Source organism: Micromonospora sp. WMMD723 (assembly GCF_049863385.1).
Classification (GTDB): Bacteria; Actinomycetota; Actinomycetes; order Mycobacteriales; family Micromonosporaceae; genus Micromonospora; species Micromonospora wenchangensis.
In genome coordinates, this window is the sequence record NZ_JBMKNR010000001.1 from 5,551,745 (window position 1) to 5,578,629 (window position 26,885).

General features: G+C 76.0%; 17 protein-coding genes. All 17 read right to left on the bottom strand.

Annotation, left to right across the window (positions count from 1 at the left end; genetic code table 11):
• Positions 1–157 precede the first annotated feature (157 nt).
• Genes ACN261_RS24170 through ACN261_RS24250 form a run of 17 tightly spaced genes read right to left on the bottom strand, consistent with a single transcriptional unit; the run spans position 158 to position 26,882 of the window.
• Positions 158–3,589 (bottom strand): DUF6519 domain-containing protein, encoded by a 3,432-nt coding sequence (locus tag ACN261_RS24170; protein ID WP_425852282.1) that lies wholly within the window; start codon positions 3,587–3,589, stop codon positions 158–160.
• Positions 3,586–5,709, bottom strand: a complete 2,124-nt coding sequence (locus ACN261_RS24175) for a hypothetical protein (protein ID WP_421481932.1) — start codon at positions 5,707–5,709, stop codon at positions 3,586–3,588. The genes ACN261_RS24170 and ACN261_RS24175 overlap by 4 nt, the downstream gene beginning before the upstream one ends.
• Complete coding sequence (locus ACN261_RS24180) at positions 5,706–8,162, bottom strand: putative baseplate assembly protein (RefSeq protein WP_425852284.1); 2,457 nt, start codon at positions 8,160–8,162, stop codon at positions 5,706–5,708. The genes ACN261_RS24175 and ACN261_RS24180 overlap by 4 nt, the downstream gene beginning before the upstream one ends.
• Positions 8,159–10,537, bottom strand: coding sequence for a baseplate J/gp47 family protein (locus ACN261_RS24185; protein ID WP_425852285.1), 2,379 nt, complete (start codon positions 10,535–10,537; stop codon positions 8,159–8,161). Before ACN261_RS24185 ends, ACN261_RS24180 begins: the two co-directional genes overlap by 4 nt.
• The gene (locus tag ACN261_RS24190; RefSeq protein WP_363655134.1) at positions 10,534–10,896 is read right to left on the bottom strand and encodes a GPW/gp25 family protein; all 363 of its coding nucleotides are present in this window, start codon (positions 10,894–10,896) and stop codon (positions 10,534–10,536) included. Before ACN261_RS24190 ends, ACN261_RS24185 begins: the two co-directional genes overlap by 4 nt.
• The gene (locus tag ACN261_RS24195; RefSeq protein WP_421481935.1) at positions 10,893–11,237 is read right to left on the bottom strand and encodes a hypothetical protein; all 345 of its coding nucleotides are present in this window, start codon (positions 11,235–11,237) and stop codon (positions 10,893–10,895) included. Before ACN261_RS24195 ends, ACN261_RS24190 begins: the two co-directional genes overlap by 4 nt.
• On the bottom strand, positions 11,237–11,743 hold the full coding sequence (locus ACN261_RS24200) for a phage baseplate assembly protein V (protein WP_067303923.1): 507 nt from the start codon (positions 11,741–11,743) through the stop codon (positions 11,237–11,239). Before ACN261_RS24200 ends, ACN261_RS24195 begins: the two co-directional genes overlap by 1 nt.
• Positions 11,740–12,891, bottom strand: coding sequence for a hypothetical protein (locus ACN261_RS24205; RefSeq protein ID WP_421481936.1), 1,152 nt, complete (start codon positions 12,889–12,891; stop codon positions 11,740–11,742). The genes ACN261_RS24200 and ACN261_RS24205 overlap by 4 nt, the downstream gene beginning before the upstream one ends.
• Positions 12,884–13,303 carry a hypothetical protein gene (locus ACN261_RS24210; RefSeq protein WP_421481937.1) on the bottom strand — a complete coding sequence of 140 codons (420 nt, stop codon included), beginning with the start codon at positions 13,301–13,303 and terminating at the stop codon, positions 12,884–12,886. The genes ACN261_RS24205 and ACN261_RS24210 overlap by 8 nt, the downstream gene beginning before the upstream one ends.
• Positions 13,300–13,944: a hypothetical protein gene (locus ACN261_RS24215; RefSeq protein WP_363794604.1), complete on the bottom strand. Its 645-nt coding sequence runs from the start codon at positions 13,942–13,944 to the stop codon at positions 13,300–13,302. Before ACN261_RS24215 ends, ACN261_RS24210 begins: the two co-directional genes overlap by 4 nt.
• Positions 13,941–21,461 carry an eCIS core domain-containing protein gene (locus ACN261_RS24220; RefSeq protein WP_425852288.1) on the bottom strand — a complete coding sequence of 2,507 codons (7,521 nt, stop codon included), beginning with the start codon at positions 21,459–21,461 and terminating at the stop codon, positions 13,941–13,943. The genes ACN261_RS24215 and ACN261_RS24220 overlap by 4 nt, the downstream gene beginning before the upstream one ends.
• Positions 21,458–21,700 carry a hypothetical protein gene (locus ACN261_RS24225; RefSeq protein ID WP_421481939.1) on the bottom strand — a complete coding sequence of 81 codons (243 nt, stop codon included), beginning with the start codon at positions 21,698–21,700 and terminating at the stop codon, positions 21,458–21,460. The genes ACN261_RS24220 and ACN261_RS24225 overlap by 4 nt, the downstream gene beginning before the upstream one ends.
• Positions 21,697–23,541: an ATP-binding protein gene (locus ACN261_RS24230; RefSeq protein ID WP_421481940.1), complete on the bottom strand. Its 1,845-nt coding sequence runs from the start codon at positions 23,539–23,541 to the stop codon at positions 21,697–21,699. Before ACN261_RS24230 ends, ACN261_RS24225 begins: the two co-directional genes overlap by 4 nt.
• Positions 23,541–24,827 carry a DUF4255 domain-containing protein gene (locus ACN261_RS24235; protein WP_421481941.1) on the bottom strand — a complete coding sequence of 429 codons (1,287 nt, stop codon included), beginning with the start codon at positions 24,825–24,827 and terminating at the stop codon, positions 23,541–23,543. Before ACN261_RS24235 ends, ACN261_RS24230 begins: the two co-directional genes overlap by 1 nt.
• The gene (locus tag ACN261_RS24240) at positions 24,824–25,657 is read right to left on the bottom strand and encodes a hypothetical protein (RefSeq protein WP_425852291.1); all 834 of its coding nucleotides are present in this window, start codon (positions 25,655–25,657) and stop codon (positions 24,824–24,826) included. The genes ACN261_RS24235 and ACN261_RS24240 overlap by 4 nt, the downstream gene beginning before the upstream one ends.
• Positions 25,654–26,367 carry a hypothetical protein gene (locus tag ACN261_RS24245; protein ID WP_421481943.1) on the bottom strand — a complete coding sequence of 238 codons (714 nt, stop codon included), beginning with the start codon at positions 26,365–26,367 and terminating at the stop codon, positions 25,654–25,656. Before ACN261_RS24245 ends, ACN261_RS24240 begins: the two co-directional genes overlap by 4 nt.
• Entirely contained in the window at positions 26,364–26,882 is a 519-nt protein-coding gene (locus tag ACN261_RS24250; RefSeq protein ID WP_204924330.1) for a phage tail protein, read from the bottom strand. Before ACN261_RS24250 ends, ACN261_RS24245 begins: the two co-directional genes overlap by 4 nt.
• Positions 26,883–26,885: the final 3 nt, after the last annotated feature.

Sequence of the window (26,885 nt, forward strand, 5' to 3'; positions counted from 1 at the left end):
CGAACGGGGCGGGCCCGAAGGCCCGCCCCGCCGCTTGTAGGCGACTACCAGAGGATTTGAACCCCTAGACCACATCTGTGATCCGCAACCGTGCTAAGTGGCAGTCACCATGAGCGTAGGACCGCGCGCCGGCCGACGCAGTCGCCCTTGCGACAGCTCAACTGACGTTGCCGGTGCTGCGCGCACCCCCACCCACCTGGATGGCGCCGTCGAGCGAGACGTTGTCGGTGACCGACCACAGCCGCTTGGCCGGCGCCCCGGACCAGGACGGGTTGCACAGGATCGCCGTGCCGCAGTTCTGCACCAGGTTGTCGCGGATCGCCATGATCGGGCCACCCGCGGCGAAGGCCCAGATGCCGACGCCCGTACCGGCGGCCACCGAGATGCGGTTGTCCGAGACGAACACGTTGCGGACGCTGCCGATCTTGATGCCCCGGATCGTGCTCGCGTCGCGCCACCACGCCTTGTAGAGGTGGATGTCGTTGCCGGTTACCCGGATGGTGCGCGCCTGGATCGGCGGTCCCTTGTGGTAGGACACGCCGATGTGCACGCCCTCGGCGATCTGGTCGATGCGGCAGTCGGAGACCTCGACGTCACCGACCGCCGTGCCGCCGCCGATCACCACCGCGCAGGCCCCCACCGACACCTCCGCCGCGGCGGTCAGGTCCCGCCGGTACCCACCGGCGTACTTCTCACCGAAGGCCGGCTCCAGCAGGATCCGGTCGGCGACGCTGCGCAGGTGCCTGGCCGCCGCCGACGGGGTCTGCACCGGACGCGACGGCGGTGACGCCGCCACCGCCGCCTCCCAGGCCCCCTGGCTCAACGCCGAGTCGAAGCGCAGGTTCGCCCCCGGCACCGGCAACGCCACCTCCCGCCGGTCGCGGGCGATGTCGTCGGCCTCCTGCACGTCGATCCCCTCACCGACGAGGTAGTCCCGCAGCGTCTTGCGACCCTCGTCGGTGTCGAAGATCCGCCCGGCGTTCTGCCCGAGCCGCCCCTTGAGCGAGGCCAGTTGCCGCTTGTACGAGGGCAGCTGGGCCGGATCCTCGGTGGCCACGTCGGCCAGCCGCAGCACGTACGCCCCGGCGCCCTGCGCGGTGCGCAGCTCCTCGGTGGTCGGCGGGCGCAGCGTGGACAGGGTCTTCCACTCGCTCTGCGGGACCATCGAGTTCATCCGGACGCCCCACCGGCCGACCCGCAGCGAGGTGTTCCACTCGCCCGTCTCCAGCCGGTCGTCGCGGTCCAGGACGAGCCTGCCCACCAGCTGGGTGGCGAGCTGGCCCCGGAACATCTCGTCCTTGACCAGCTCGGCCAGGGTCAGCGAGGCCGGCCGGGGCGGGCAGGAGAACCGGCACCGGGTGACCACCGCGTGGTCCGGGTTCACCAGCAGCACCCCCTGCTGGCCGTGACCGACGAGGAAGTCCGAGTCGAGCACCCGGACCCTCCCCGGTGGGGTGCCCTGGTCGTTGCGGACGGTCAGGCAGGTGCTCTGCGGTGACGCGCCGGCCACCCCGGTGAGCTGGCACTGGTCGATCGTCACGTCGGCGCAGTTGATCGCCGAGACCGGTCCGAGCCGGCCCGGCACGTTGGCCGGGCCGGGGGTCTCCACCGCCAGCTGCGCCACCGACACGGTGCCACAGTTGACGAACATCAGCGCGTACTCCTGCCCCTGCACCCGGATCCGGCTGGCCGGCCCGCTGCCCAGCAGCCGGATGTTGGCCCGGCCGGTGAAGGTGACCGGCACGGTGCTGGTGTAGAGGCCGGGGGCGAAGCAGATCAGCACGTCCCCGGCGGGCAGCGTGGTGAGCGCCTGCACCCAGTCGATGCCGGGCCGGATGGTGATCGTCGCCCAGCCGCCGGTGGCGGACGCGGCTAGCTGGTTGATGGCGGCCTGCACGGTGGTCGCCCCGGACAGCGACGGCCGCCCGGTCGGGTCGTACGACACCCGGTCGGCACGCGACAGCGCGCCGGTGAACGTCACCGGCAGGTGGACCGGCTGGCCGGCCTCGTCGAGGAGCTGGGCGGTGACCTCCTGGGTGGCGGCGGCGGAGTCGAGCTGCCAGGCGCACCGGGCCCGCCCGTCGGTGCCGGTCTCCACCGTGACGGTGCTGGCGGTGACCGCCCCGGCGGTGACCCGCCCCGCCCCGCCGGTGACGGTGAACCGGACCCGGGCCTTGGCGACCGGCTGGCCACCCATGGCCACCCCGGTGACCAGGTCGTGCCCCAGCGGCACCAGGGTCGCCGGGCTGCCCGGCACCGGCACCGCCTCCTGACCGTCCCCGCCGAGCAGGCTCAGCGTGGCCTGCCCGGTCAACGGGGCGAACACCGGCCGGCAGTCGCGCAGCACGCTCCACTGGCTGCCGTCCCAGCTCACGACGCCGATCCGGCCGTGCGCCCGGCGCGGCCCGTGCGGGGTCTGCGCGACGGGCGTGGTGCCGACCCGGGGCCACTGCACGTCGTGCACCGCCGAGCGGGCGGGGAACGACCACCAGTCGCCGGTGCGGAAGCTGCCCGCCGCCGAGAACCGGATCTTGATGCCGAGTTCCAGGTCCACCTCGACGCCGCCGGCCGGCACGGTGCCCCGGCCGTCCCAGCGGCGCACCCGGGGCCGGGACGGGAAGTCCGCCCGGTCGAGGCTGCCGGTGGCGGTGCCCGGCCGGATCACGATCCGGTCCCCCTCCACCCGGTCGACCTGCACGAGCGTGCCCGGCAGGGCGTTCTGCTCCCGGCCGTCGTCGGTCAGCTCCACCCAGGAACCGTTGGTGAAACCGGCGCTGCCGTCGCGGCCGGGGACCTTCACGGTCAGCACGTCGACGTCGATGCTCTCCCACGTCGCCACCGTGGCGGCGTTGTCCCGCGACCAGACGTAACCGGCCGTGCCGGGCGCCCCGCCGGTGAGGATCTCCACCCGGTAGAACTGGTTGTCCAGCCCGGTGTACGGCGACCCGGTCGGGATCACGCAGTCACCGCCGGAGCTGCCCGTCGGGTCGGCGCGGACCGCGAGGGTGCCGGTCGAGGCGGCGGTCAGCTCCGCCCAACCGGGTGGGGTGTCCGCGCAGCCGACCGGGGTGTTCGGCGGCCCGGCCTGCAACAGCCGCACCTGCCACACGGTCCGCAGCCGGGTGGTGGTGTCCGGTCCGCCGAGGGCGACCTCCCGCAGCGCCGGGTCCTCGATCGCCGTCACGTGCTGCGACCACACCTGGAGCCACGCCGCGTAGACCCCCGGCGGCACCGGGGCGCCGCCGGCCAGCCAGGTGCCGTCGAGCCTACGGACGAACGGCCCGGCCGCCGGCAGGTCCGGCTGGGCGAACACGGAGACCTGGGTGTCGTTCTCGCAGAGCACCCCGTCGAGGTAGTAGCGGCCGGCCGACAGCTTCAGGTCGGCCCCGCCGGTCAACCCGAACGCCCCGCCGACCAGCGGCGCGCCCGCTACGCCGACCACGTCGGTCAGCGCGGTGGCCCGCAGGTGCGCCTGGATGTCCTGCTGTTCGTTCCAGTCGGCGTCCAGGTCGACCCGGCCCTGCTGCTTGCGGACGCTCGTCGCGTGCCGCCGCTGGTCGAACGTGACGCGGCTGATGTCGCCCTTCATGGTGTGGTTCCTCCGGTCGGCAGGACGGGCAGGGCAGCGGCCACCCGCCCCAGCGGCAGGTACTCCGCCAGCGCGAGGGTGAGGTTGTGCAGACGTTGCGGGGTCAGGGCACGCCGGAACGCCCCCAGCTCCGCCCCGGACTCCGCACCGGTACGCAGCTCCACGGCGGCGGTGGCGGCCAGCCGGCCGTAGGTCGCGTCGCCGTAGCGGGTGCTCGCCCACGCCGGACCGACCCGGGTGGCCACGTCCGGGTCGTCGGGGCGGGCCTGCTGGGCGAGGTCCGGCTGGCAGCGGTAGCGGCGCGGGGTGACCGAGCCGGGCCGCAGATAGCTGAACCGGACGTACCCCTGCTGCCGGCGGGCCACCGTCACCGGCTGGTCGAACAGGCAGTCCGTGGCGGTCAGCACCCGCGCCGTGGTGGTGCCCAGCACCGTCACCCCGGTCAGCTCCGCCGCCGCGTCGCCGGCGGCCACCGTGCCGTGCACCAGCGAGTCGGTCACGGTCAGCGGTCCGTCGGTGGTGGCCAGCGACCCCGTCACGCAGCGGTGCACCACCACCCGGGTCCGGTCGTTGCCGGCGGTGACGGTCAGCCCGGTCGCCGTCGGCCCGAGGGTGCAGTGCCGCAGCTCGACCAGGCCCAGGCCCGGCCCACCCCCGGCGGGCGCGGTGACGGTCACCGTCCCGGCCACCAGCAGCCCGTCGACGACCAGCTCACCCGGGCGGTCCCCGACGCCGACCCCGGTGGCCGCCAGCGTGCCCAGCAGGCAGGGGCGCACCCCGACCGGGTCGAGGTCGGTCTGCCGGCGGGGCCGGTCCGGCGGCCGGGGCCACTGCGCGGCCAGCACGCTCAACCGGCTGCCCTGCCCCACCCGCACCGCCAGGTTCTCCCGGTAGCGGTGGCTGTCCAGCACCACGATCCGGCCGGTGCCGCCCGGGTGCGCGGCCTGGAAGTCGTGCCAGGCGGTCACCGCCTCACCCAGCGAGGCGACCACCTCCCCGGCCCGCGGCGGCTCGGTCACGCTCACCGCGAGCTGCCAGTCCACCGGCCCGTCGGCCGCCCCCAGGTCACCCCGGCGCGGGTACGGGCCGGCGCCGACGTCGGCGCTGAACGCGTACCACCAGGAGACCGCCAGGCGGTGCACCGGACGGCCGGCGGCGACGGTGATCCGGCCGCGCACCGGGTCGACCCGCACCACGCTGCCGGTCGGCAGCTCCCAGCCGGCCAGGTCGCAGATCCGCAGCAGGTCCAGCGGCACCGGGCGCAGCTCGTCGGCCGGGGTGGGCTGGATCCACACCACGAACGACGGGTCGTCGTCGCGGAACCAGCGCCGCTGCTCCGCCGACGGCGGGCTGTCCGAGGCCAGCGCCGCCAACTCGTCGCGCAACGGCCGGCGGCGCAGCGGACCGGGCACGTTCGCCTCGTCGGCCCGGTGGTCGATGTCCGGCTCGGTCACCGTCGGCCCGGTCAACTGCCGGCCGACCCCCACCGGGTCGATCCACCACCTGCCGTCCGGAGGCGTCACGACCGGCGCGGCCGTAGCCCGGTCCAACCGGTACGACGGCAACGGCCACACGTACAGGCCGATGTGGCCGATGTTGGGGCGGCCGGTCCCGGTGTCCATCGCCCGCACGTCCACCGTCCGGCAGACCGTCTCGAACGGCCCGCCGACCAGCTCCAACGGCGCGGCGGCCCGGATCGACGCGGTGGCCGGCGCGTCGCGGACGTGGTTGACGTGCTGGGTGGCGACCAACCGTTCGAAGAACTCGACGACGGCGGCGCTCCAACCGGTGTTGGCCCGGGTCAGCTCCTCCAGGGCGGCGGCGGTGCCCTTGCGCCGGCGGAACCGGATCGTGTCGGCCACCCGGGCCCGGTCGGACAACCCGCCGCCGTCGGCCAGCGGATGCAGCTGACCCGCCCCCACCAGCTCGCCGAGATAGGGCACCACCCACTCGGCGCAGGTCTCCACGAACCAGTCGTCGGTGAGCTGGTCGATGTCGGCGTCGAGCGCGGCGGCCTGGGTGGCCAGCACCTCCACCAGGGCGCGCAGCATCCCGCCGGCCACCTCGTCCTGGCTGCGCAGGGCGGCCGGCAGCAGGTCCCAGATCTCCTCGACCCTCACGATGCCTCCAGCAGGGTGACGTCACCGGCGTCCACGGTGAGCAGATCGGCGGGCAGCAGCACGTCACCGACCCGACGGGCCGGCGCTGCGGTGATCACGTCGAGCCGGGCCGGTGACTGCCCGGCGTCGTACAGCAGCTCCAGCACGACCGCCGCGACGCCGGGCACCCGGTGCAGCAGCGCCTGTACCTCGCTGGCGCGCACCGGCTGGGCGTAGTCGCGGACGTCGAAGCTCAACCCGGCGACCAGCGCCGCGCGGGCGGCGGCCGAGACCGCCACGAACCGGTACCCGGGGGCCAACAACAGCCGGGCGGTCACCGCCACCCGGCGGCGGTGGTGGCCGAGGATGCGCACCGGCACCGCCGGCTGGCGGGCGGCGTCCAGCGCCCGCAGCAGGTCGGCGCGGACCGCCGCGTCCGGCGGGACCTCCGCCCCGTCCGGGCCGGCGACGGTGAGCAGGACGAGTTGCCGGGCGTCGTCCCAGACCAGGTCCGCGCGGGCCTTGCCGATCCCGGCGAAGGCGCGGGCGAAGTCGGCGTGGTCGGCCAGCGAGACGACCCGGCCCAGGGTGCGGACCGCCAGCGGCGCGTTGCGGCGGGCCCGGTCCACCCCCTCCGGGTCGTCGGCCCCGGCGGCCGGCACCGGGTTGCCCACCTCCATCAGGCCCAGCGGCCGGGACAGCGGAATCGTCAACCGTCCCGGCGCGAGGTCGGCCGACCGCCCGACGCCGCTGCGGTAGGTGGCCACCACGTTGTCCCGCCCGGTGGGCAGCCGTGCCCCGGTCAGGCCGTCGCCGAAGGTGACCGTCACGACGCCGTCGTCGGCCCGCCGCACGGTGTAGACCCGGGCGGTGGGGGACTGCCCGAGCAGGGCCGGCACCTCCTGCCAGCGCACCCCGTCCACCCAGACCGCGAGGGTGGTGCGGGAGCCGCTCGCGGTCGCCGCCGGCACGTGGGTCAGCGGCGCGTGCCGCAGCGTGAACCGGGGGAACGCCTGCCGTGCGTCGCCGCTGCCCAGCACCTCGGCCCGGCTCTCGCCGTGGGTCGCCGGTGTCACGTTGCCCAGCACCCGGACGCTGTCGCGCCGGTAGCGGCGGGTCACGTTCGCGGTCAGGTCCACCGTGGTCGCGTCCCGCACCCGCAGCACCGTCACCACCTCGCCGACCGGCACGCCGTCCGGGTCGACGCCGGTGAGCACCAGCGGCCGGCCCGGCTCCAGTCCGGGCGTCGGCCGGGCCAGCTCCAGGGTCGCGGTCGCGGCCAGCGGGGCGGTCAGCGGCGGGGCGGCCGTCGGGAGCAGCCGGCTGCCGCCGAGCACCGTGGTGCTACGCCTGGTGAACGTGTTCGAGTCGCCGCCGGCCACGGTGACCCGGGTGGTGCGGGCGGCGATGCCGAAGTCGGCGACCGGCAGCTCCGCCACCGCGTCGACCCGACGCACCTGCGCCACCCCGGCGGTCTCCAGCACCAGCCACGACCCGGCCACCACCGCCGGGTACGACTGGTCCAGGTGCAGCGTCCGCTCGTCCTTGCCCAGCGCGGCGTCGACCCAGCTGTCCTTGCGGGTGGCGTACGCGCCCGGCAGCACCTGGTTGGTGCCCGGGTTCAACTCGCCGACCCGCAGCGCCACCGGCAACGCCGACCACGGCTGCGCCTGGTAACCGAAGAGCGCCGCCCGCTGCGTCAGCAGGTGCACCTGCACCTCCCGGCCCGACTGGCGCAGCTCCGTGCCGAGCGGCTGGGCGGCCACCGCCGCGTCCAACCCGACCACCGTGTACGCCGGCACCACCGCGCCGCCGTCGGACGCGGCCACCACCGCCGGCAGCACCGGGGTGGCCGAGCGCACCCGGCGCACGTCGTACCAGTCGGGGCCGAGGACCAGCAGCGCGGTGCCCGGGGTGAGCACCGTGTCGACGCCGGCCAGGTGCAGGGTGTCGTCACCGGGTCGGGGCGCGCGGGGCGCGGTGACCCGCAGCCCCACCGCGTTCAGCTCCGGGCGGGCCAGCAGCGGGGCCACCGTCTCGAAGACCTGCGGCAGCTCGCCGGGGCCGGGCACGCTCTGCGCCTGGCTACCCACCGGGATCGGCACCCCGTCCGGGGCGCCGGGGGTGGCGGTGACGGTGAACGACAGCCACGTCGTCGCGGCCACCCCGGGGCGCAGCTCGTAGCCGATCGCGCGGGCCAGCATCAGCACCGAACCGCGTTCGGTGGCGGTGCCGAGGAAACCCTCGTTGGCGATCCGCTCCTGGTAGAAGGCGAGCACGTCCAGGGTGGTCGCCCAGGCGTGCAGCAGCGCCACCGCCGGGTCGTCGACCTCCCGGGTGGTCAGCCCGGCCAGCTCCGGCCGGCCGGAGAGCCGGTCGACCAGCTCGGCGGCGAAATCCGCCTGCCGGCCCAGCCGGTACCCGACGGCGGACCGGCCGGGCGGATTGGGTTCCCGTCCCACTCGTGACGTCACAGTCCACCCACCAGGTCGAGGTGCAGGATGCCGTGCTCCGGCACGCTGGGATCGTTGTCGAGGCGGATCACCTCGGTGTCGCCGGCCCGCAGCACCCGGGCGTCCAGTTCCCCGCCGGCGGCCACCCCCACCGGGTGCAGCTCGGTCACCCGTACGTCGGTGACCCCGGGGACGGCGACCGCGGCGGCCAGCAGCTGGCTGACGTAGAGCGGGGTGCCGAAGCTGAACCGGTCGGGGTGGAAGAACCCGCGCGCCCCGCCCGGCAGGTCCCGGGCGGAGAAGAGGTCCAGCAGGGCCCGGCGCACGTCCGAGCGGAACGCGCCGCCGGTGACGCACACCCACAGCCGCAGCTCCACCGGCAGGTCCACCGGGTCGCGCAGTTGCAGGTCGTACCCGGCGACCCGGAACCGGTCGAGCCGCCCGGCCAGCCGGCGGGCCAGTTCCGGCTCGTCGGCCAGCCGTTGCCCGCCGGTCAGGTCGAGGGTGAGGAACACCGTCCACCAGGAACCGGTCCAGCGGACCCGGGCGGTGGCGTTGGCCACCTCGGGCAGCCGTCGTGCCGCCGCCACCCAGTCGGCGGTGGTGACCGCCCGTTCCTGGATGGCGAAGGCGACCGGGGCGTGCTGCCGGGCGTGCTCGACGTCCTCCGGGTCGGTGCCGCCGACGGCGGGCAGCGGGTTGGTCGCGGCGAGCAGCCCGATCCGGTCGGTGACCAGGGTGGTCAGCGCGTCGTGGCCGAGGTTGCCGGCCGCTCCGCCGCCGCGCCACCAGGCGACCTGGAAGACCGTCCCGGCCGGTGGTCGTCGCCCCGACACGTCGTCGCCGAAGCGCAGGCTCACCCGGCCGTCGCGCTCGCGTTCCGGGACGAAACCCTGGTCGAAACGGTCGGCGTTGAGCAGGTCCCGGCGGGGCCGCCAACTGCCCTCGGTGGTCTCCAACCGGATCAGCGGCACCGCGGCCCGCGGGTCCTGGTCGAGGGCCTGGCTGGCCGGGGTGTCGGTGGTGAACGGCACCGCCGCGGCGACCGGTTCGTCGGTCAGCACCGGCCGCCACCGGTGCTCGGTGGCCGGCGGGAGTTGCCCGGACACCGCGCTGGCGTGCTGCACGGCCACCAGGTTGGCGCGGGCCACCGCACAGGTCACCAGATGGTCGGTGCCCGTGCCGGCGACGGAGGCGGTGACGGTCAGCGGGAAGGCCAGCCGGTCGGCGGCGCTCCACCCGACCTCCAGCACGGCCACCCCGGTCACCGGGTCGGTGGTGGGACGCACCGACACCAGCCGGACCACCTGCCGGTGGGTGGGGTCGGCGTCGGCGCGGCGACCCGTGCGCGGGGAGAGCACCTCCTCCAGCAGCAGCAGGTCACCGGCGGCCAGGCCGGTGGCGGGCAGGTCGACCAGGGTGGCCCGGGTCGCCCCGGCGGGCAGGCCGCAGTCCCGGCCACCCCACACGTACAGGGCGATCTCGTTGCGGGAGGCCCGGGGGGCGAGCGGGGTCAACGTCTCGAACCCGGTCGCGCCGCCGGCCAACAGCGCCGTCGCGTCGGCGGGGCGTACCGCCGGGGTGGCCCGGTCGGCGGCCAGCACCGGCGTCCCGGCGGGCAGGCCCCGGCTCTCCACGTCCGACCCGGCGGCCACCCGCACGCTGAGCCAGGCGCGGGCCGCGCAGCCGTCGTGCACCGCGTAGTCCAGCAGCCGGGCGTGCCGGCGTACCGAGATCCGGCTGCGGGCGGTGCCCAGGTAGGCCTCGGTGCCGGCGGCGTCCTGCCGGTAGGACAGCCGGTCGGCCACGTGGGCCAGCGCCTCCACCACCGTGACCAGCGGGTCGGCCGGGTGCCGGTCGGCACCGCCGGGCAGGGCGGCGAGCCGGTCGAGCATCAGCCGCCGGAACCCGGCGTAGTCCTTGGCCAGGTAGTCGGCCGGCGCGGTGGTCGCCGGTGGTGGCGGCACCGGCGGGGCGGCCGGCGCCGGGTCCAGGTCGCTGGGGCAGTTGGCCTTGAACGAGAAGTCCTGCGCCGACAGCACCGGGTCGAAGCCCGGCGGCACCCGGTCGTCCACCGCCGAGCGCACCAACCGCAGGGTGTACGGGGAGAAGTCACCGGCCCGGTCCACCCGGACGGTCAGCTCCGCCCCGGCGGCGGCGACGCTGAGCACCCGCACGCCGGTGATCCGGACCCCGCCGTCGACCACCACGTTGCCGACGGCCAACGGCGCACCGGCGGGCACCCCGCCGGTCTGGCCGGGCAGCGGGTGCAGGAAACCCACGTGCAGCAGCCGCTGGTCGGCGGCGTCCACCTCGACCCAGTCGATGCCGTTGAAGGCGCTGCCCGGCCGGGCCACCTCGGCCCGCCGCTCGTCGTCGTCGCACCGCACGCTCATCCCGCACCCCTCTCCACCGACACCTGTGCCGGTCGGCCGGTGGCCCGCAGCCGGTAGGCGACGTGCACCCGCACCGCCGCCTCGGCCAGGTCGACGCGGACGTCGTCGACCTCGATCAGCTCACCGAGCCACCGCTGCAACGCGCTGCGGGCCTGCAACTCGGCGGTGCCCACCACCGCGTCGTCGACCGGGGCGAACAGCAGTTGGCCGAGGCCGGCGCCGAAGTCGGGCCGGTTGACCCGCTCCCCGGGCGCGGTGAACAGCACCGCCTCCACCAGGTCGGCGACGTGCCGTTCCGGGCCGGCCAGCCCGGAGCGGCCCCGGTTGTCGGGCCGCCACGGAAACGCCGGGTACGTCATGACGCCACCGCCCGGACCTGCACGCCGGCCACCGTCGGCGGCCCCTGCGGAATGCCCTCCGCGCTGACGCCGAGCCCGACGCTGGTGCCGAGCAGCGGCGGCTGCCCGTTGACCAGCACCCGGGCCGCCGGGGTGGTCCACTGGAGCTGGACGCAGGGCTGCGGTTTCGTGCCGGCACCCACCGGCACCTGGAAGGTGCACCCGGTGACCGGGTACGCGTCGGTGGCGGTGACCACCGGCAGGCCGCCGACCAGCACCCGCGCGTTGCCGGTCTGCGGGGTGACCGGGCCGGTGTGCGGGCAGGTCAGCACGGCACCGACGTGCAGCAACGGGCCGGGCATCAGGTCACCGTCAACGCGGTCTGGTTGACCGCCACCGTCGGGCCGACCAGGGTGATCGAGGCGCCCTTGCCGTTGGAGATGATGATCCCGGTGTCGTTGATCGAGATCATCGCCCCGGTCAGTGTCTTGAGCAGGATGCCACCGGTCGGGCCCGGAGCGTCGGAGATCATCAGGGTGGCCTGGCCGGGGGTCTGCAACACGATCGGTGGGGTGGGCGGCGGGGCCGACGACACCAGCGCCGGGATCTCCGCCTTCGAGCCGTACCAGCAGCCCGTCCAGATCGGATGGTCGGCGTCGCCCTGCTCGAACTCCACCCACACCCCGGTGCCCGGCAACGGCACGGCGAACATGCCCGCCTGGATGCCGGCGAGCGGGAAGCAGGGCATCGCCCAGCTCGACGGGGGGAGCGTGACGTCCGGGACGGTCACCTGGATGCGGCCCTGCTGCAACGGGTCGAGGTGGTTGACCACCGTGCCGCGATACTTGCCGTAGTACCTCGTCGTCATGGCTGTGCCCTTCCGGAGGTGGAGACCTGGGCGTTGCGGCCGAGGGTGAACCGCTGCTTGACCTCGCCCGCCTTGACCGTGGTGGTCACGCTGCGCACCACGTACTCGCCGTCGTAGGCGCGGCCCGCCCCGCGCACCCCGACCAGCCGGCGGCAGCGCAGCAGCCGGCCGTAGCGCAGCACGTCCAGCGAGCCGGACCCGGTGATCACGTTGGCCGACTGGGCGGCCCGGGCCAGGCCCCGGGCGAGGGTCTGCACGACGTCCATCCGGGCGGTGGCGTCGTCGGTACCGTCGGGGTTGGACCGCCCGACGTTCATCCGCCGGTACGACAGCGGAATCGGGATCTTGCGGCCCAGCGGCGGGTTGAGCGGGCTGACGTCGGGCACCGGCAGCGGAATCGGCACCCGTACCTGCTCGGGGAACGCGGTGAGCAGGTAGACGGTCTTCTGCACCCCGTCGAAGGAGAACGACAACGACTCCACGTTGGAGCCCGCGTCGGCGTTGACCGTCAACGCCGGCTGGGGCTGACCGGCCCGCACCTCCGGCCCCCAGTACGCGGTGTTCATCCCCGGGGTCGGCCCCGGCTCCAGGTAGAACGTGTAACCCACCTCGTCGGCGAGCTGCGACACGTACGCGAAGGTGGTGCCGCGTACCGCCGGGATCCGCTGCACCGGGTTCGGCGCGAACACCAGCACACTGGGCACCACCATCGGCACCACCCCGTACGCGGCGAACGGGGCGAGCAGGGTCAGCACCCGGGCCTCCGCCGGCATCGGCATCGGCAGGTCCGACAGGTCGATCAGGTCCATCATCTGGCTGACGTCCACCCCGGTGAGGGTGAGCGTCGACGCACCCGCGTCGTTGCTGCGGGCCACGTCGTGCCGGGTCACCACCCCGTCGGAGAGCACCTGCGGCCGCCCGTCGAGGTGCAGCACCAGCAGCACCCGGGTCGGCGGGTCCAGGCTGCCGTCGGCGAGCATCCGCTCCACCAGCGACCCCCGGCCCAGCGCGAGCCGCAGCTGGAACCCGGAGCGCTGCCCGGCGTTCTGGGTGACCTGCGCCTCCTGCACCGCCGCCACCAGCTCCATCGGGGCCGGCCGGAAGGTCAGCGGCCCGACCAGCACCTGCAACCGCACCCCGCTAGGCATCGAGGCTCCCCGGGAACCCCTCCGGCAGGGCCACCCGGACCACCTGGCCGGGGCGGATCAGCTCCGCCGGGTCGAACACCCCGTTGGCGTCGCAGAGCTGCCAGAACGCGGTGGGGTCGCCGACCGTACGGGCGGCCAGCAGGTCGACCCGGTCCCCGTCGGCGACGGGTTCCCAGCCGGCGGTGGCGAGCCGCTCGGCGGGCGGCACGAACCGGCGACGCAGGTGCACGATCTCCTCGCCGGTCTCCGGGTCGACGGTGACCGTGGTGCCCACGGCGGCGTACCGGCTGTCCGGCGCGAGCGCCCCGGGCGTCGGCTGGCCGCCGGTGGCGCCGGTGGCGGCGAAGAGGGTCTCCGCGACCCGGCTCTGCGCGGCCACCAGGGCCGGGTCGGTGTCGGTCGGGTCGCTCATGGCAGCCGGTCGATGCCGAGGTCGGCCAGCCGCCCGCCGCGCGCCCGACCGGCGAGCTGTTCGAGCTGCTGGTGGGCGGCCATGGCCAGGCCGCCGGCCCGGCCGTCGGTGCCCACGTCGTTGACGGTCAGCACCCGCAGACCCAGCCGGATCTTGGCGCGGATCGGGTTCAGCATCGGGTCGAACGCCTCCTCGGTGATGGTCAACTCGGTGATCCGTACCGGCCAGAGCCGGCGTCGTCCGAAGGCCAGCAGCACCAGTGGCGCCGGCGGCGGCACCACCTCCAGGGTTCCGGCGGCCAGCAGCGCCGCCGCGTCCTGCACGGCGGCCAGGCTGGGGTAGGCCAGCGACTCCAGGGCGGCCAGCTGCGCGGTCAGCCCCAGCTCCACCGTCTGCGGGTCGGCGAGCTGGTCGGCGGCGTCGAGGTCGGCCTCCAGGGTGAGCGTCTGCACCGGGGGGCCGGTGATCCGCAGCGCCTCGCCCCGGGCCCCACCCTCGGCCCCGGCCGTCTTGAGCTGGAAACCGCGGGTCAGCGCGTCCGGGTTGTACTGCAGGGTGATCACCCGGCGGCTGCGCCCGCTGTCCGGGTCGAGCACGACCAGGCCGGCGCGCAGCAGTCGGGGGCTGAGGGGACTGGTCACGGGGTGCCTCCAGAGGTGGGACGCCGCCAGCGGATCCGCTCCGCCACGGCCCGGGTGATCCGGCCCTGCATCAGCAGCGGGTCCAACCCGCTGAAGTCGACGGTGCAGTCGGTCAGCTCGGTGATCCGGATCTGCCCGGTGGACAGGCCGAGCCCGTCGAAGAGCAGGTTCACCCGGGCCACCGTGGCGCTCTGCAACGACACCGGCCGCAGCCGGCCCGGCAGGCCGCCCCCACCGGCGGCCCGGCGTACCCCACCGCCGACGGCGAGGTGCACCAGCGCGTCGGGGGCCAGCACGATCTCGTTGCCGCCGCCCAGCGGCAGGGTGATCTCCCGGGGGTTGTTGACCGACAGGTCCACGTCGACGTTGCCGATCGCCAACCTGCCGGGCGGGTCGGTCGACGGTTCGTCGCTCTGCACGTCGGCGATGGTGTGCAGCAGGTCGTCACGGGAGGCGGCGGTCGGTCGCAGCAGCCGGTTGAGGCGTACCAGGTGCGCGGTGCGCGCCTGGCTGACCTCGCCGGTGTCGAGCTGCCACCGCAGGACGTCGACGTCGTTGTCCGGCGGGGGAGCGCCCTCCGGCCCGATGCTGGGCAGGTGCACCCGGTAGACCAGGTCGTCGCCCTCGACCAGGAACCGGCCCGGGGTCCACCACGGCAGCGCGCCGGTGAGCCGGCGGTAGTCCACCGCCCCGTCGCGCAACGCCAGGCGCACCTCCCAGCTGCGCTCGCCCCACAGGAACCCGTCGTGGGTGACGTCGAAGTCGATGTGCCCGTTGAGGCTGTCCAGCACCTCGCCGATGCGGTAGGCGTCCAGCACCCGCACCAGCGCGTCCCACTTCCCGGCCAGCGCCGCCCGCCGCTGCGCGCTGGTGGTCCGGGCCGGCGGGGCCGGGATCGGGGAGCCGCCGCCGAGCATGGTGGCCAGGTCCAGCACGAACCGGGCGTTGCGGATGTCCAGCGACGGCAGCTCACCCGAGCCGCTGGTCAGGTCGTGGGTGAGGTCGCCGAGCAGCCCCTGCTCGACGAAGACGTACAACCCGAGCCCGCTGTCGGCGAAGCTCAGCCCGGTCACCTCGCCACCGCGTACGGCGATCCGCCGGCCGGGGGCCGCCGTGCCGTCCGGCCCGGCCGGGTCCTGCTCGTAGCCGATCGAGGTGAACCGCAGCCCGTACTCGCGGCGGCCGGTCGGTGCGCCGAGGAACAGCAGTTGCCGACGCGGGTCGGCGGTGACCTGGGCGCTGATCGCGGTCAGCGTGGGCTGCGCCAGGTTGAGCCGCAGCCCGCCGTGGTCGAGGAAGTCGACGCTGAGCCCACCGGCGGCGAAGTCGGCCGTGCCGCCGGACAGGAACGTGCCGATGTCGAAGCCGACCCGGGCCGCCTCGATCGCCCCGATCCGCAGGCCGCCGAGGATCCGCATCCCCTCCGTCGTGCGGGTCGCCTCCACCAGGAAGCCGTCCTGCCCGGCCGCCGGCACCAGCCGCAGCTCCCCGAGCACCGCCTCGACGTCCGGGTTGAGCCGGATGGTGACGCCGTCGTGCAGGTCCACCAGCAGCCCGCTGGCCCGGGTCTGCTGCACCACCAGCTCCCGCAGCAGCAACCGGCGGAACCGGCCGCCGGGGGTGCCCGCCGGCCACAGGTCGACCCGGGCCCGCGCGCTGATGCCGAGCAGGGTGATCGCCCCCGCGCCCGACGGGATGCGCAGGCCGAGCGCCGCGCCCTGCCAGTTCAGCGCGTCCACCGAGATGGTCGCCAGGCTCAGCCCTGGCTGCCCGTCCGGGCCGATCTCGATGTGGTCCGGGCCGACGCTGACCACCCCGGTGTCCAGCCCCTGGATGCTGACGTGCTGGTCGTGCTCGCCCGGCCGGGGTCCGACGCCGAGCTGAGCCTCACCGCCGACCACCCGGGCCTGGATCCGGCCGCCCCGACCGAAGGCGAGGGTGAGCTGGGCCGCCCACAACGAGCCGTCGACGTGCAGCGCGGCGTCGATCCGGCCGGCGATCTCCACCCGGGTCACCCCGGTGGTGAGCCGTCCGGCGGTCACCCCCGCCGCCGCCGACCAGCGCAGGCCGCGCAGGTCCACGTCGAGGATCTCCAGCGGCGGCCGGTCCGGCTCCCCGGCCGGGACCGGTTCGGGCCGGCCGAGGCCGACGTCGAGCACCCCGTCGCGGTAGCGCAGGTCCCGTCCGGTGATCCGGGCGATGTGCAGCCGTTCCAGGTGCAGCGCGGCGGTGGCCGGGACGACCCGGCCGGCGGCGTCGCGCTGCTCCGGCGTGCTGTCCCAGCGCCCGCTGGCGGTCAGCCCGTCCAGCACGGTCGGCCCCCGGGAGACGATCCGCCCGTCGCCGGCCCGCCAGTCGATCGCGCCCAGCTCGATGCGGGCCGGGCCGACGTCCTCGAAGCGCAGCCCGCCGGCCCGCTCGGTGACCAGCCGGCCACCCAGTCCCGCCCGGCGTACGGTGACCGCGCCGTCCGGGGTCCGCAGGGTGGTGTCGGTGAGGGTGAGCCCGTCGAGCTGGACGCGCTGGCTGTCGGTGGGGTCGCTGAGGATCCGGCCGGTCAGCGGGTCGACCTGGTGCGGCCCGGACCGGATCAGGTCCACGGTGACCGAGGCGGCGTCCGGGACGGCCGGCCGGCCACCCACGGTGCCGGTGATCGTGGTGGGGCCGCCCTGCACCGCGCGGGAGACCAGGGCGAACCGCAGCCGGTCGAGCTGGCCGACGGTCAGCCGCCCGTCGTAGGCCAGCCCCTCGTCGGTGAGGTCCACCGTGAGGTCCCGCAGCCGCACCCCGATCAGCGCGCCGGAGACCACCTCGATGCTCATCCCCGGTGCCGGGTCGGTGACGTCCATCCCGATCCGGTCGGCGTCGATCCGCTCGATGACCAGGTTGCGCACCAGCGCGCCACGGACCTGCCGGCCGGTGGCCGTCACGCCGGTGCGGACCCGCACGTCGAGGCTCATCCGGCCGATCCGGGTGCTGCCCCGGGCGTAGACGCTGCGGCCGGGGGAGTTCAGCGCCAGCCCGGTCAGCTCGGTCTGCTCCACCACCAGGTCGGGCAGGCGCAGGCCGTCGCCGTCGGGCAGCACCCGGCCGTGGATCGCCTCACCGGGCGTGCCGTCGGCGCGGGCCGGGGCGGTGAACGCGATCCGTCGGGCCTCGACGCCCGGCCCGGTCACCCCGGTCACCGCCAGCTCGCCGACGCCGAAACCGACGGCCGCCCGGCCGACCGGCAAGCCGGCGGCGGCGGCCGGGCCGGCCAGCTCGGCGGGGAGTCGACCGCCGCCGACGGCGTCGAGGTCGGCGCGCACCCGCAGCCGGGACGCCGCCAGCCGTTCCACGGCGGTGGCCCCGGCGCGGACGTCGGTGGCGGTCAGTTCGGCCAGCCGCACCTGCACCCCGAGGGTGGCCGGGTCCAGGGTGACGTCGAGCCCGCCGACGGTCAGCCCGCCGACGGTGACACCGAAGTACCGCCGGGCCCGCTCCCGTAGCAGCTGGAGTTCCTGCTCCTGGGCCCGGGTGCGGTGCCCCGGCAGGTAGCGGCCGGCCGGGTCGACCGGCTCGGCGGAAAGGGACTCCAACTCCCGCAACCGGTCCAGGTCGGTCAGCCAGCGGGTCAGCTCGGCCCGCCGGTCCGCCCAGCGCGGTTCGGCGGGCAGTGCGGCGAGCTGGGCGGTGACGTCGGCGCGGGTGGGTAGGTCCCCGGCGGTCAGCCGCAGCGCCGGTGCGCCGGCCGGGCCGGGCAGCAGCCGTACCCCGGCGACGGTGGCCGACCCGGTGCTGCCCCGGGCCGTCGTCGCCGCGTCGGCGGGCACGCGGTCGCGCCGGAACCTGGTGATCAGCTCGTCGTCGGGCAGGTACTCCCCGGCGCGCGACGGCAGGGACGCCTCGGCGTGGATCGGGTCGATCTCCACACCGGCGGCCTCGACCCGGCCGGTCAGCCCGGTGACCCGGATGCCGCCGACGTCGATCGCCCCGCCGACGGACTGGCGGAGCTGGTCGGACAGCTCCACCAGCCGGCGACGTTCGGCCTCGGACAGCGACTCGGCGTGCCAGCGGTGCCGGGCCTCCAACCGGTCCAGTTCCCGCTCCGCCGGCTCCAGCGTGGTGAGCTGGCTGTCGACGGCGCGCAGCCGCTCGTCCAGGGCGGCGCGTTGCGATCCGGTGGCGGTGTCACGGCGCAGCCGCAGCGACTCCCGCTCGGCGCGCAGGCGGGCCGGCAGGCTGGTGGCCACCCCGATCAGGGTGCGACCGACCTCGATCCGGCCGACCTGTTGCAGGCCGGCGAAGGAGAGCCCCTCGGCGGTGGCGCTGGAGAAGCTGACCCGCAGCGAGCGCATCATCTCCACCGCGTCGGTGACCCGTTCGCCGACCGTCCTCGGTGGACGGAACACCCCGTCGGTGAGCAGTCCGATCGTCGCGTTGGCCAGCGGGGTGAAGATCTCCCCGGCGGTCAGCGAGGTGAACTGCTGGGCGAGGAACGGCGCGCCGGCCGTGTACGGGGCCAGCAACGCATCGCTGATCTTGGACAGGAACGGCAGCCCGCCGTAGAACGAGATGACGTTGTGCAGCAGGTGGATCAGCGGATCGATGATCGGGATGCCGACCCAGCCGTGCCGGCCCGGCTCGGTCAGGTTCTCCTGCCCGGTCGCCCCGGCCCGCAACGCCAGCGTGGACAGCCCGAACCGGGTCAGGCCGAGCAGCCCGCCGGGCAGCCCGTCGCTGGCGTACACCACGTCGGAGACGCTCAACGCGCCCATCCCGGCCTGCGCGCCGACCGGCCGCTCGTAGCCCCGGTCGGAGAACGAGGCGACGATATCCAGGTCGGTCAGGGTGATCCGGCCGGTCCGCAGCGAACTGCCGGTGAAGGTGCGGTTCACCCCGTCGAGCTCCAGCCGGGGCAGCCTGATCCGCAGCACCCCCTGCCGGGCGTCCAGCGACAGCGACAGCCGGTTGGTGCGTTCCCGGTCGGTGTCGCGCAACCGGGCGCCACCCAGGTCGCCGCTGATCCACTGGGCGTCGTGCAGGTCGAACTCGTCGACGGTGACCTCGTCGGTGAACAGACTCAGCCCGGTACGGCTGAGGAACAGCAGCTTCAGCCCCACCGCGACCAGCCGGGCCAGGTCACCCACCACCGTCGGCGTGCCGTCGGTGCGCAACGACTCCGGGTCGAACGAGGGCCTGCGGGTCGCGTGGTAGAGCCGCAGCTCCGCCACCAGCGTCGCCAGGGCGGGCAGCAGATCCGCGCGGACCTCCCGGGACCGCAGGAACACCCACCGCCGGTCGTCAAGCGCGTACGCCTGGATGATCAGCGAGCGCAGCTCGGTGACCCGCCCGGCCCGCCAGAGCCGGTCGTCCCGCAGCCGGTCCCGCAACTGGTCGCGGGCCTCGACGCGGCGCGGCCCGGAGATCGCGGTGACGGCGAGCGAGGCGCGCATCTGCGGGGTCATCCCGGACTGCATCCGGGCCCACCGGTCCGGGTCCTCGGCGGCCAGCCGGGTCTGGTCGGCCACCGGCAGGCTGCGCACCAGCTGGAAGGCCAGCCACGCCTCCCGGGGGTTCACCGCCCAGTCGGTCAGCCCGATCGCGAGCAGGCCGCGGGCCTGCCGTTGCAGGTGCGCCGGGTCGCGCAGGGCGAGCAGGTCCAGCAGCTCGGCCCGCCACATCTCGTGGGTCAGGTACGCGTCCGGCAGCGCGGCGAGGATGCGGTCCAGATCGCGCAGGGCGTCCAACCGGTGCACGGCGGTCCGCAGCGCCTCCCGCCCCTGGGCCTGCGGGCCGGCGGTCGCGCCGGTCGGCCGGTCGTAGCCGATCAGCCGGCGGACCAGCTCGACGGCGTTCACCCCGTCCAGGCCGCCCTGCACGATCCGGTGGATGTCGGCGACGAGCCGGTCGGCGTCGACCTGCCCGGCGCTGCGCCGCCGCCGTTGCAGCGGCTCGGCGAGGGTGCCGACGCCGGTGTAGCTGCCGCCGAGCACGTCGGCAGCGGGGATGTTCTCCTCCAACCGGTCGAACCAGCTGCCCCGGTCGAGCTGCCGCCACCGGTCCTGGGCGGCCAGCGGCAGGCTACGCAGCAGCAGGTACGCGAAGCGGGCCTCGTGGTCGCGGATCGCCCAGTCGAACAGCCCGTACGACAGCAGCCCCTCCACCCGGGCCAGGATCCGGTGCTCCGCGCGGGCGGCCAGGACGACCAACAGCCGGGGACCGAGCGGCGCGTCGACCCGCTTCTCCTCCCACGGCACCTGGTCGAGCAGGGTGTCGAGGTGGCCGCCGTCGTCGAGCTGGCGGACCGCGTACCGCAGCCGGGGCCCCGGCTCGGGCGGCCCGGCGGCGGCCGGCGCGGCGGTGGCCGGGGTGCCGGCGGTCGGTGCGGCGGGGGCCAGATCGGCGAGCTGGCGCAGCGCCTCGTCGGCCCGGCGGTCGTCGATCGACAGGCGCACCTGGCGCAGCCGGGCGGCCAGGTCGGTGTCCCGGTCGAGGCGGGCGTCGTCGGCCGACGCCCCGCCCAGCGCGGTGACCTGCTCGCGCAGGGCCTCGGCGTCGTCGCCCGCCGGGGGCCGCTCGGCCAGCAACGCCCGGAAGTGCGCCTTGCGGTCACCGGCCAGCAGCTCCCGCAGCACGCTGGTCCGCAGGGCCCGCAGCACGGTCAGCGCGGTGCGCCGCTGCACCGGGTCGAGCCCGTCGGTGTCCAACCCGTGCACGTTGTCGGCTTCCAGCACCCGCAGCAGGTAGGGGGTCTGCCCACCGAGGGCGGCCAGCGCGGCCCGGGGGTAGGCGCGGTGGTGGTCGTCGTCGAGGTTGCCGGCCAGGTCGGTGCGCCGGGGCGCCGGCAGGCTGTGCACCAGGCTGCGGGCGACCACGAACGGCAGGGTGTCCAGGATGCGCAGGCAGCCCCGCACGTCGTCGCCGGAGACCCACAGCCCGTCGAGCAGGTCGACCATCCGGGCCCGTTCCGCCCGGTACCGGCGGTCCACCAGCGCGCCCAGCTCCGCCTCCAGCGGCCCGGTCGTGGCCTCCTCGGCCGGCGCGCGGTCCGGGGCCGGCGGGGTGGCCGGGCGTGGCGGGGTGGCCACGGCACCGGTGTCGGCGGCGACCGCCCCGGCCGGCAGCCACGCCACCGGCCGCCACAGGGCCCGCCCGGCCGCCGCCGCGTCGGCCAGCGCCCGCGCCTCGGCCTCCGGGTCGGCCACCTGCCGCCCCGGGTACGCCGTGGTGCCGCCCGCCTGCGCCAGGTGCCCCAGCTCGTGCACGAGCAGGGCCCGCCCGGCGGCCCGGGACGGGTCGAAACCCGGGGCCAGGTGCACCACCTGGTCGGCCAGCAGGCCCCGTGCGCCGTGGTTGGCGGCCCGGCGACCCTCCCCGCCGAGGCGTACCCGCACCGCGTCGGGGCGCAGCCCCAGCGCCGGGGCATACCTGTCGACCAGGTCCCGGGTCAGCGTGGCGAGGGCGTCGTCCCGTGCCGCGACGGGTTCCGTCGCCGGGAGCGGGGCCCGCCGCGCGGCCGGGCCGGGGGCGGTCACCGGGGCCACCCGGGCAGGCGCAGCCGGACCCAGATCGCCTCGGCCAGCGCGGTCGGCAGGTCGGCGGTGGCCGGCGCGTCGGTCACCGGGGTCACTGTCGACGGCAGCCCCCGCTCGGCCAGCAGCCGGGTCAGCCGCGCACCCACCTCGGCCGCCAGGGTGGCGTCGACCGGCGCGTCGACGCCGGTGACGACCAGCCGGCGGATGTCGACCTCGACGGTCGTGACGTCGGCGTTCACGACCACAACCCCGGGTCGGCCGGCCGGTCGTGCTTGGCGTACTCGGCGGCGACCGCGTCGAGCACGTGCCGCATCCCGACCGGGCCGCCCTCCCCGGCGGCGACCAGCGCGGCACGCAACGCGACGGTGTGGATGTCCCCGCCGGTGAGGTCCAGTTCGGCCAGCCGGGGCAGGTCCAGGTCGGCGGTGGCGGCCCCGGGCGGGAAGGCCCGCCGCCACAGCCCGGCCCGCTCGGCGGGACCGGGGTGCCCGAACGGCACCACCACCCGCAGCCGGCGCAGGAAAGCCGGGTCGATGGCGGTACGCATGTTCGTGGTCAGCACCGCCACGCCCCGGTACCGCTCCATCCGTTGCAGCAGGTATGACACCTCGATGTTGGCGTACCGGTCGTGGCTGTCGCGGACCTCGGAACGGCGGCCGAACAGCGCGTCGGCCTCGTCGAACAGCAGCACCGTGCCACCCCGTTCGGCGGCGTCGAAGATCCGCCGGAGCTGCTTCTCGGTCTCCCCGATCCACTTGCTCACCACGGTCGCCAGGTCCACCCGGTGCAGGTCCAGCCCGAGCACCCCGGCGACCACCTCGGCGGCGAGGGTCTTGCCGGTGCCGCTGGGCCCGGCGAACAGCGCGCCCACCCCGAGGCCCCGACCGGTCCGGCCGGCGAAACCCTGCTCGACCAGCAGCGCCCGACCGGCCGCGGCGGCGGCCAACTGCCGCAACTGGGCCAGGGCGGGGGCGGGCAGCACCAGGTCGTCCCAACCGGCCCGCACGTCGATCCGCTCGGCCAACCCGTCCAGGTCGCGGCGGACCCGCTCACGGACCAGCTCCCGGGCCCGGGTGACCGGGTCGCCGCCCGACCCGACGGCGGGGGTCGCGGAGTCGAGAATGTCCCGGTGCCCCAGGTCGAACTCCCGGGCCAGCCCGGCGGCGGCCGACGCGGCGGGGCTGGGCAGCAGCTCCCGCCACAGCGCCCGCTGCTCGTCCCGGGTCGGCCGGTCCACCGTCGGCCCCGGGGTCACCCCGTCGAGGGCGACCGCGCGGGGCGTGCTGACCACCACGTCACCGACGAGCCGGGCCAGCAGCTGCGCCACGGCGGCCCGCGTCTCCGGCGGTTCGTCGCCGGCCAGCTCGACGACCAGCACCGGGTCGGCGAGCACCACCTCCCGGTTCCACAGCCGGGCGAAGGCGTCCCGGTCGGTCACCGCCCGGGGCAGCTCGGCGGCGGCCACCCGGTGCCCGGTCCGACGCACCGCCGCGCAGGCCGCCGCCACCACGTCGAGCCGGTCGTCGTGGTCGGGCCCGCACACCCGCAGCGGGCGTCGCCCGGCCTGCCAGGTGGCGCAGAGCTGCCGTACGGCCCGACGACGGCTGGCCGGCAGGGTGGCCGGCGGCGGAGGCAGCGCCACCAGGTAGGGCCGGAGCCGTTCGTCGAGCCGGCCGACGCCGTGCAGCTCGTGCAGGACCCGCTCGTCGACCCGCAGCGGCGCGTGCGGCAACGCGCCCTCGCCCAGCTCCACCAGCCGGGCCGCGCGCAGTGGACGGTCGGCGGCGAGGGCGTCCCAGTGCCCGTCGGGCAGGGCGTCCAGGCACCAGGCGAACGTCGGTGGCCGGTCCAGCAGGCCCAGCTCCCCGGCGACCGTGGCGGCCAGCACGTCACGTTCGAAGCCGGTCAGCCCGAACCCGGTGCCGATCCGGTCCAGCGGGGAGCCGCCGGTCGGGGCGTCGGCCGCCGGTTCCCCCTTGAGCAGCAGGCGGATGCGGTCCAGCTCGCCGGCCAGCCCGTCGCCGCCGACGGTGACCGGGGGCGGGGCGGGCCAGCGGGCGGCCGGGCGTGGGGCGGGCATCACAGCACCACGGCCGGGCCGTCGTACCGGCCGGTCGGGTCGGCGTGCAGCGGACTGTCCACCCCGTCGACCCGCAACCGGGCCAGGTACGTGCCGGCCGGCAGGTCGCGGAAGGCGAAACCGATCCGCCCGGTGCGCTCCCCGCCGGGCGGCACCCCGTTGCCGGCGGGCGCGGCGAGCACCGTGCCACCCGCCCCGGTCAGCGCGAGGGTGACCTGCTGGCCGGTCTCGACCTCGGGGACGACATCGACGGTGACCGTGCCGGTGCGCAGTGCCACCCCGTCGACCGTGCGGCTGGACTCGACCACCACGTCGGCGGGGGCGACGGTGACCGTCGGCCGGTAGGTGACCGGCACCGCGTCGGAGCTGACCGCCGGCCGGGGTGTGGGCGGGTCGCCCAGCGCCACCGCGTGGGTGACGACCAGACCCCGGATGCCGGCGGCGACGGGCCGGTCGAACGCGGTCAGCGGCAGCCGCAGCTCACCGGCGGTGACGGTGGCGGGGCTGGCCGCCGCCGCCCCGATCCGCACCCGTACGTCCGGCCCGGCGAGGTTGCGGCCGGTCACCACCAGGGTCGCACCGGCCGTGACCGGGGTGCCGGTCGGCCCGTCGGCGCGGACCTGGTCGACCTCGGGGCCGTCGACGTCGATCGTGCCGGCGCTGACCGCGCGGACCGGCAGCGGTTCCCGCGCGCCGCGCAGCGGGTCGATCAGCACCACCGACACGTCGAAGAAGACACTGCTGCGGTACGGCGCGCTGAACGCCGACCAGAGCCGGAAGCTCTCCTCCCCGCCGGGGCTGTTGGTGACGCTCACCCGCAACTGCTCGACCTGCTCGGCGAGGCGGGAGTCGGCCACCGGGGCGGGCAGCGTCGGGTCCGGCGGGTCGGGGGCGAGCGAGCGGCGGATCGCCGCCCGGGTCAGCACCGGCGTCTCGTGCAGCATCGCCAGCAGGTGCCCGAGCAGGATCTCCCCGGTCAGCGGGTCGTGACCGTAGACGCTGGCCACGTAGTGCAGGTCGACACCGAGCGGCGGCGCGGCGACGTCGTCCCCACCGGTGCTGCGCGGCGGCGGCCCCAGGTTGGCCCAGGTGGGATTGCGGGTCACCCGGCTCAGGAACAGGTTGACCTGGTTGCCCTCCTGGTTGCCGACGGTCACCCGGTCGGGCGGGCCGGCGGAGACGGACACCCCGCCGACCGCCGACGACGCGCCGGTGGCCCGCAGGTACGCCATCAACTGCCCGCGCAGCACGGCGGTGACGGCGGCGAGGGCGTACCCGGTGCTCATCGCGACACCCCCGCTCCACGCAGGTACGACTCCAGTTCCGGTGCCGGACCCGGGGCGACGGCGGGTGCCGGGGCGACAGTCGGTGCGGTGACCGGCGGGGGCGTCGCCGGATTCCGCTGCGAGGTGAGCCGGACCTCGATCCGGCCGATGTGCACGTGCACGGCGACCGGCTCCGGTGCCCGCGCGTCGGCCCGGGTGACCGGCGTCCGGTGGGCGGGCGGAACGGTCGGCGCGACGCGGGCCACCGGCCCGGCGGGGACCGGTGCGGCGACCGGGGCGGGCACGCTGGGCGGCGGGGCGACCGGCCGGGGCGGCGGATCGTCCGGGTCGTCCCGGCGACGCGCCGGTGTCCCTGCCGGCGCGGCCGGCGTGGTCCGGGTGACCGGCGGTCGGGGCGGGGCCTCCCGGGGCGCCGGCGCGGGCGCGGGCGGGTCCGGTCGGGTCGCCTCCGCCGGAACCACCATCGCCCGGCCCGGCCCGGTCACGGCCGGGGCGCGGGTGCCGGGTCGAGGCAGCGGGCGGGGCGGCCCGGGGACCGGTGCCCCGGCCGGCGGCGCGGGCGGCGTCGCCACCGGCACGGCCGGTGCCGCCGCAACGACCGACGGCGCACCCGGCGACGGCGGCAGCGGCGGCGGTGCCGGCGACTCCGGCGACGGCGGCGGGTCAGCCGGCTGGTCGGGCGGCGGCGGGACGGCCGGCCACTGTGCCTCGTCGGCCGCGAAGCCGTCCGGTTCCGGCTCCTGTGGCTCGAACCGGCCGAGGGGGCGGGGGCGCAGTCGGGGCGCGGTCCCGACGGCCAGGGCGGCCAGCGCGGCCAGGTAGCCGCTCACGGGACCCGCTCCAGGTACGCCGCCCGGCGGTGCGGACCCAGCGCCAGCACCTCCGCCTCGGACCAGCCGTACGCGCGGGCCAGCCGGTGCACCTCGTCGAGCAGCCGACGCACCCGGACGTCGGCGGCGTGCCACGCCCAGGCCGGCACGTCCAACAGCGCCTCGGTGTCGCCGCCGCAGCCCGGACAGGTCAGCGCGACCGCGACGACGCCGAGCGGGTCACGCCCGGCCATCGCGGCGGACACCGCCGGCAGCGCGGCGGACGGGTCGGTCAGCGGTGGATCGGCGTCGAGCAGGCAGGCGTCGAGCAGCCACCGCTCGGCCGCCGCCGCGTCGCCGGCCCGCGCCGCCCCGGCCAGGTCGGCGGGGGTGGGCAGCCGCAGGGTGAGCAGGTGCCCCCGCCAGTGCAGGGTGAACGGGCCGGCGGTCCGGTCGGCCCGCTGCGGCGCGGCGGCCAGCAGGTCGGCGACGGTGAGGGTCACCTCCAGCTGTTCCGGGCAGGCCGGACAGTCCACCGTGGTCGCCACCCGGCCGCCCGTCCAGCCACCGGCCGTGGCGAGCAGCAGCGCCGTCACCTCGCCCACCGGCAGCCGGTCGGCGTCGGGCCGGCCGAGCAGCAGCAACCCCCGGCGCGGCGCGGGCTGACCGAGCGCGTCGTCCCAGGCGTGGACCAGCGCCACCTCGGTCGATGGCGGGCCCGCGACGGTCACGACCCGAGCCGGGGTTCGGCCGGTTCGGTGACCGCCTCGTCGCGCTCCCAGCCCTCGTTCTCCAGCTTGAGGTGCTCGATCGCCACCGCGTTGGCGTTGGCGTCCAGCTCCGGCAGCGCCTGGTACTCCGACACCCAGCAGCGGAACAACCGGTACGACTGGGCGACCTGCCCGGCCTCGTTGAGCAGCTCGATGGTGATGTCCCGGCGGAAGTCGGCCAGGGACACCTCCGCGCCGGCCCCGGCGTGCAGCGCCCAGATCCGGCCCGCCCACTGGGCGAACTCGGCGTCGTGGGTGAGCCCCCGTTCCAGGGTGACCGCCTCGAACTCGGTCCGCCCCGGCGACTTGTGACTGGTCGACGGGTTGCCGCCGTCGCGGTGCTTGACCACCTCGGTGGTCCGCTTCAACGCGCTGACCTTGCTGACCCCGGCCACGTAGCGGCCGTCCCACTTCACCCGGAACTTGAAGTTCTTGTACGGGTCGAAGCGCGTGGGGTTGACCGCGAACTGCACCATGAC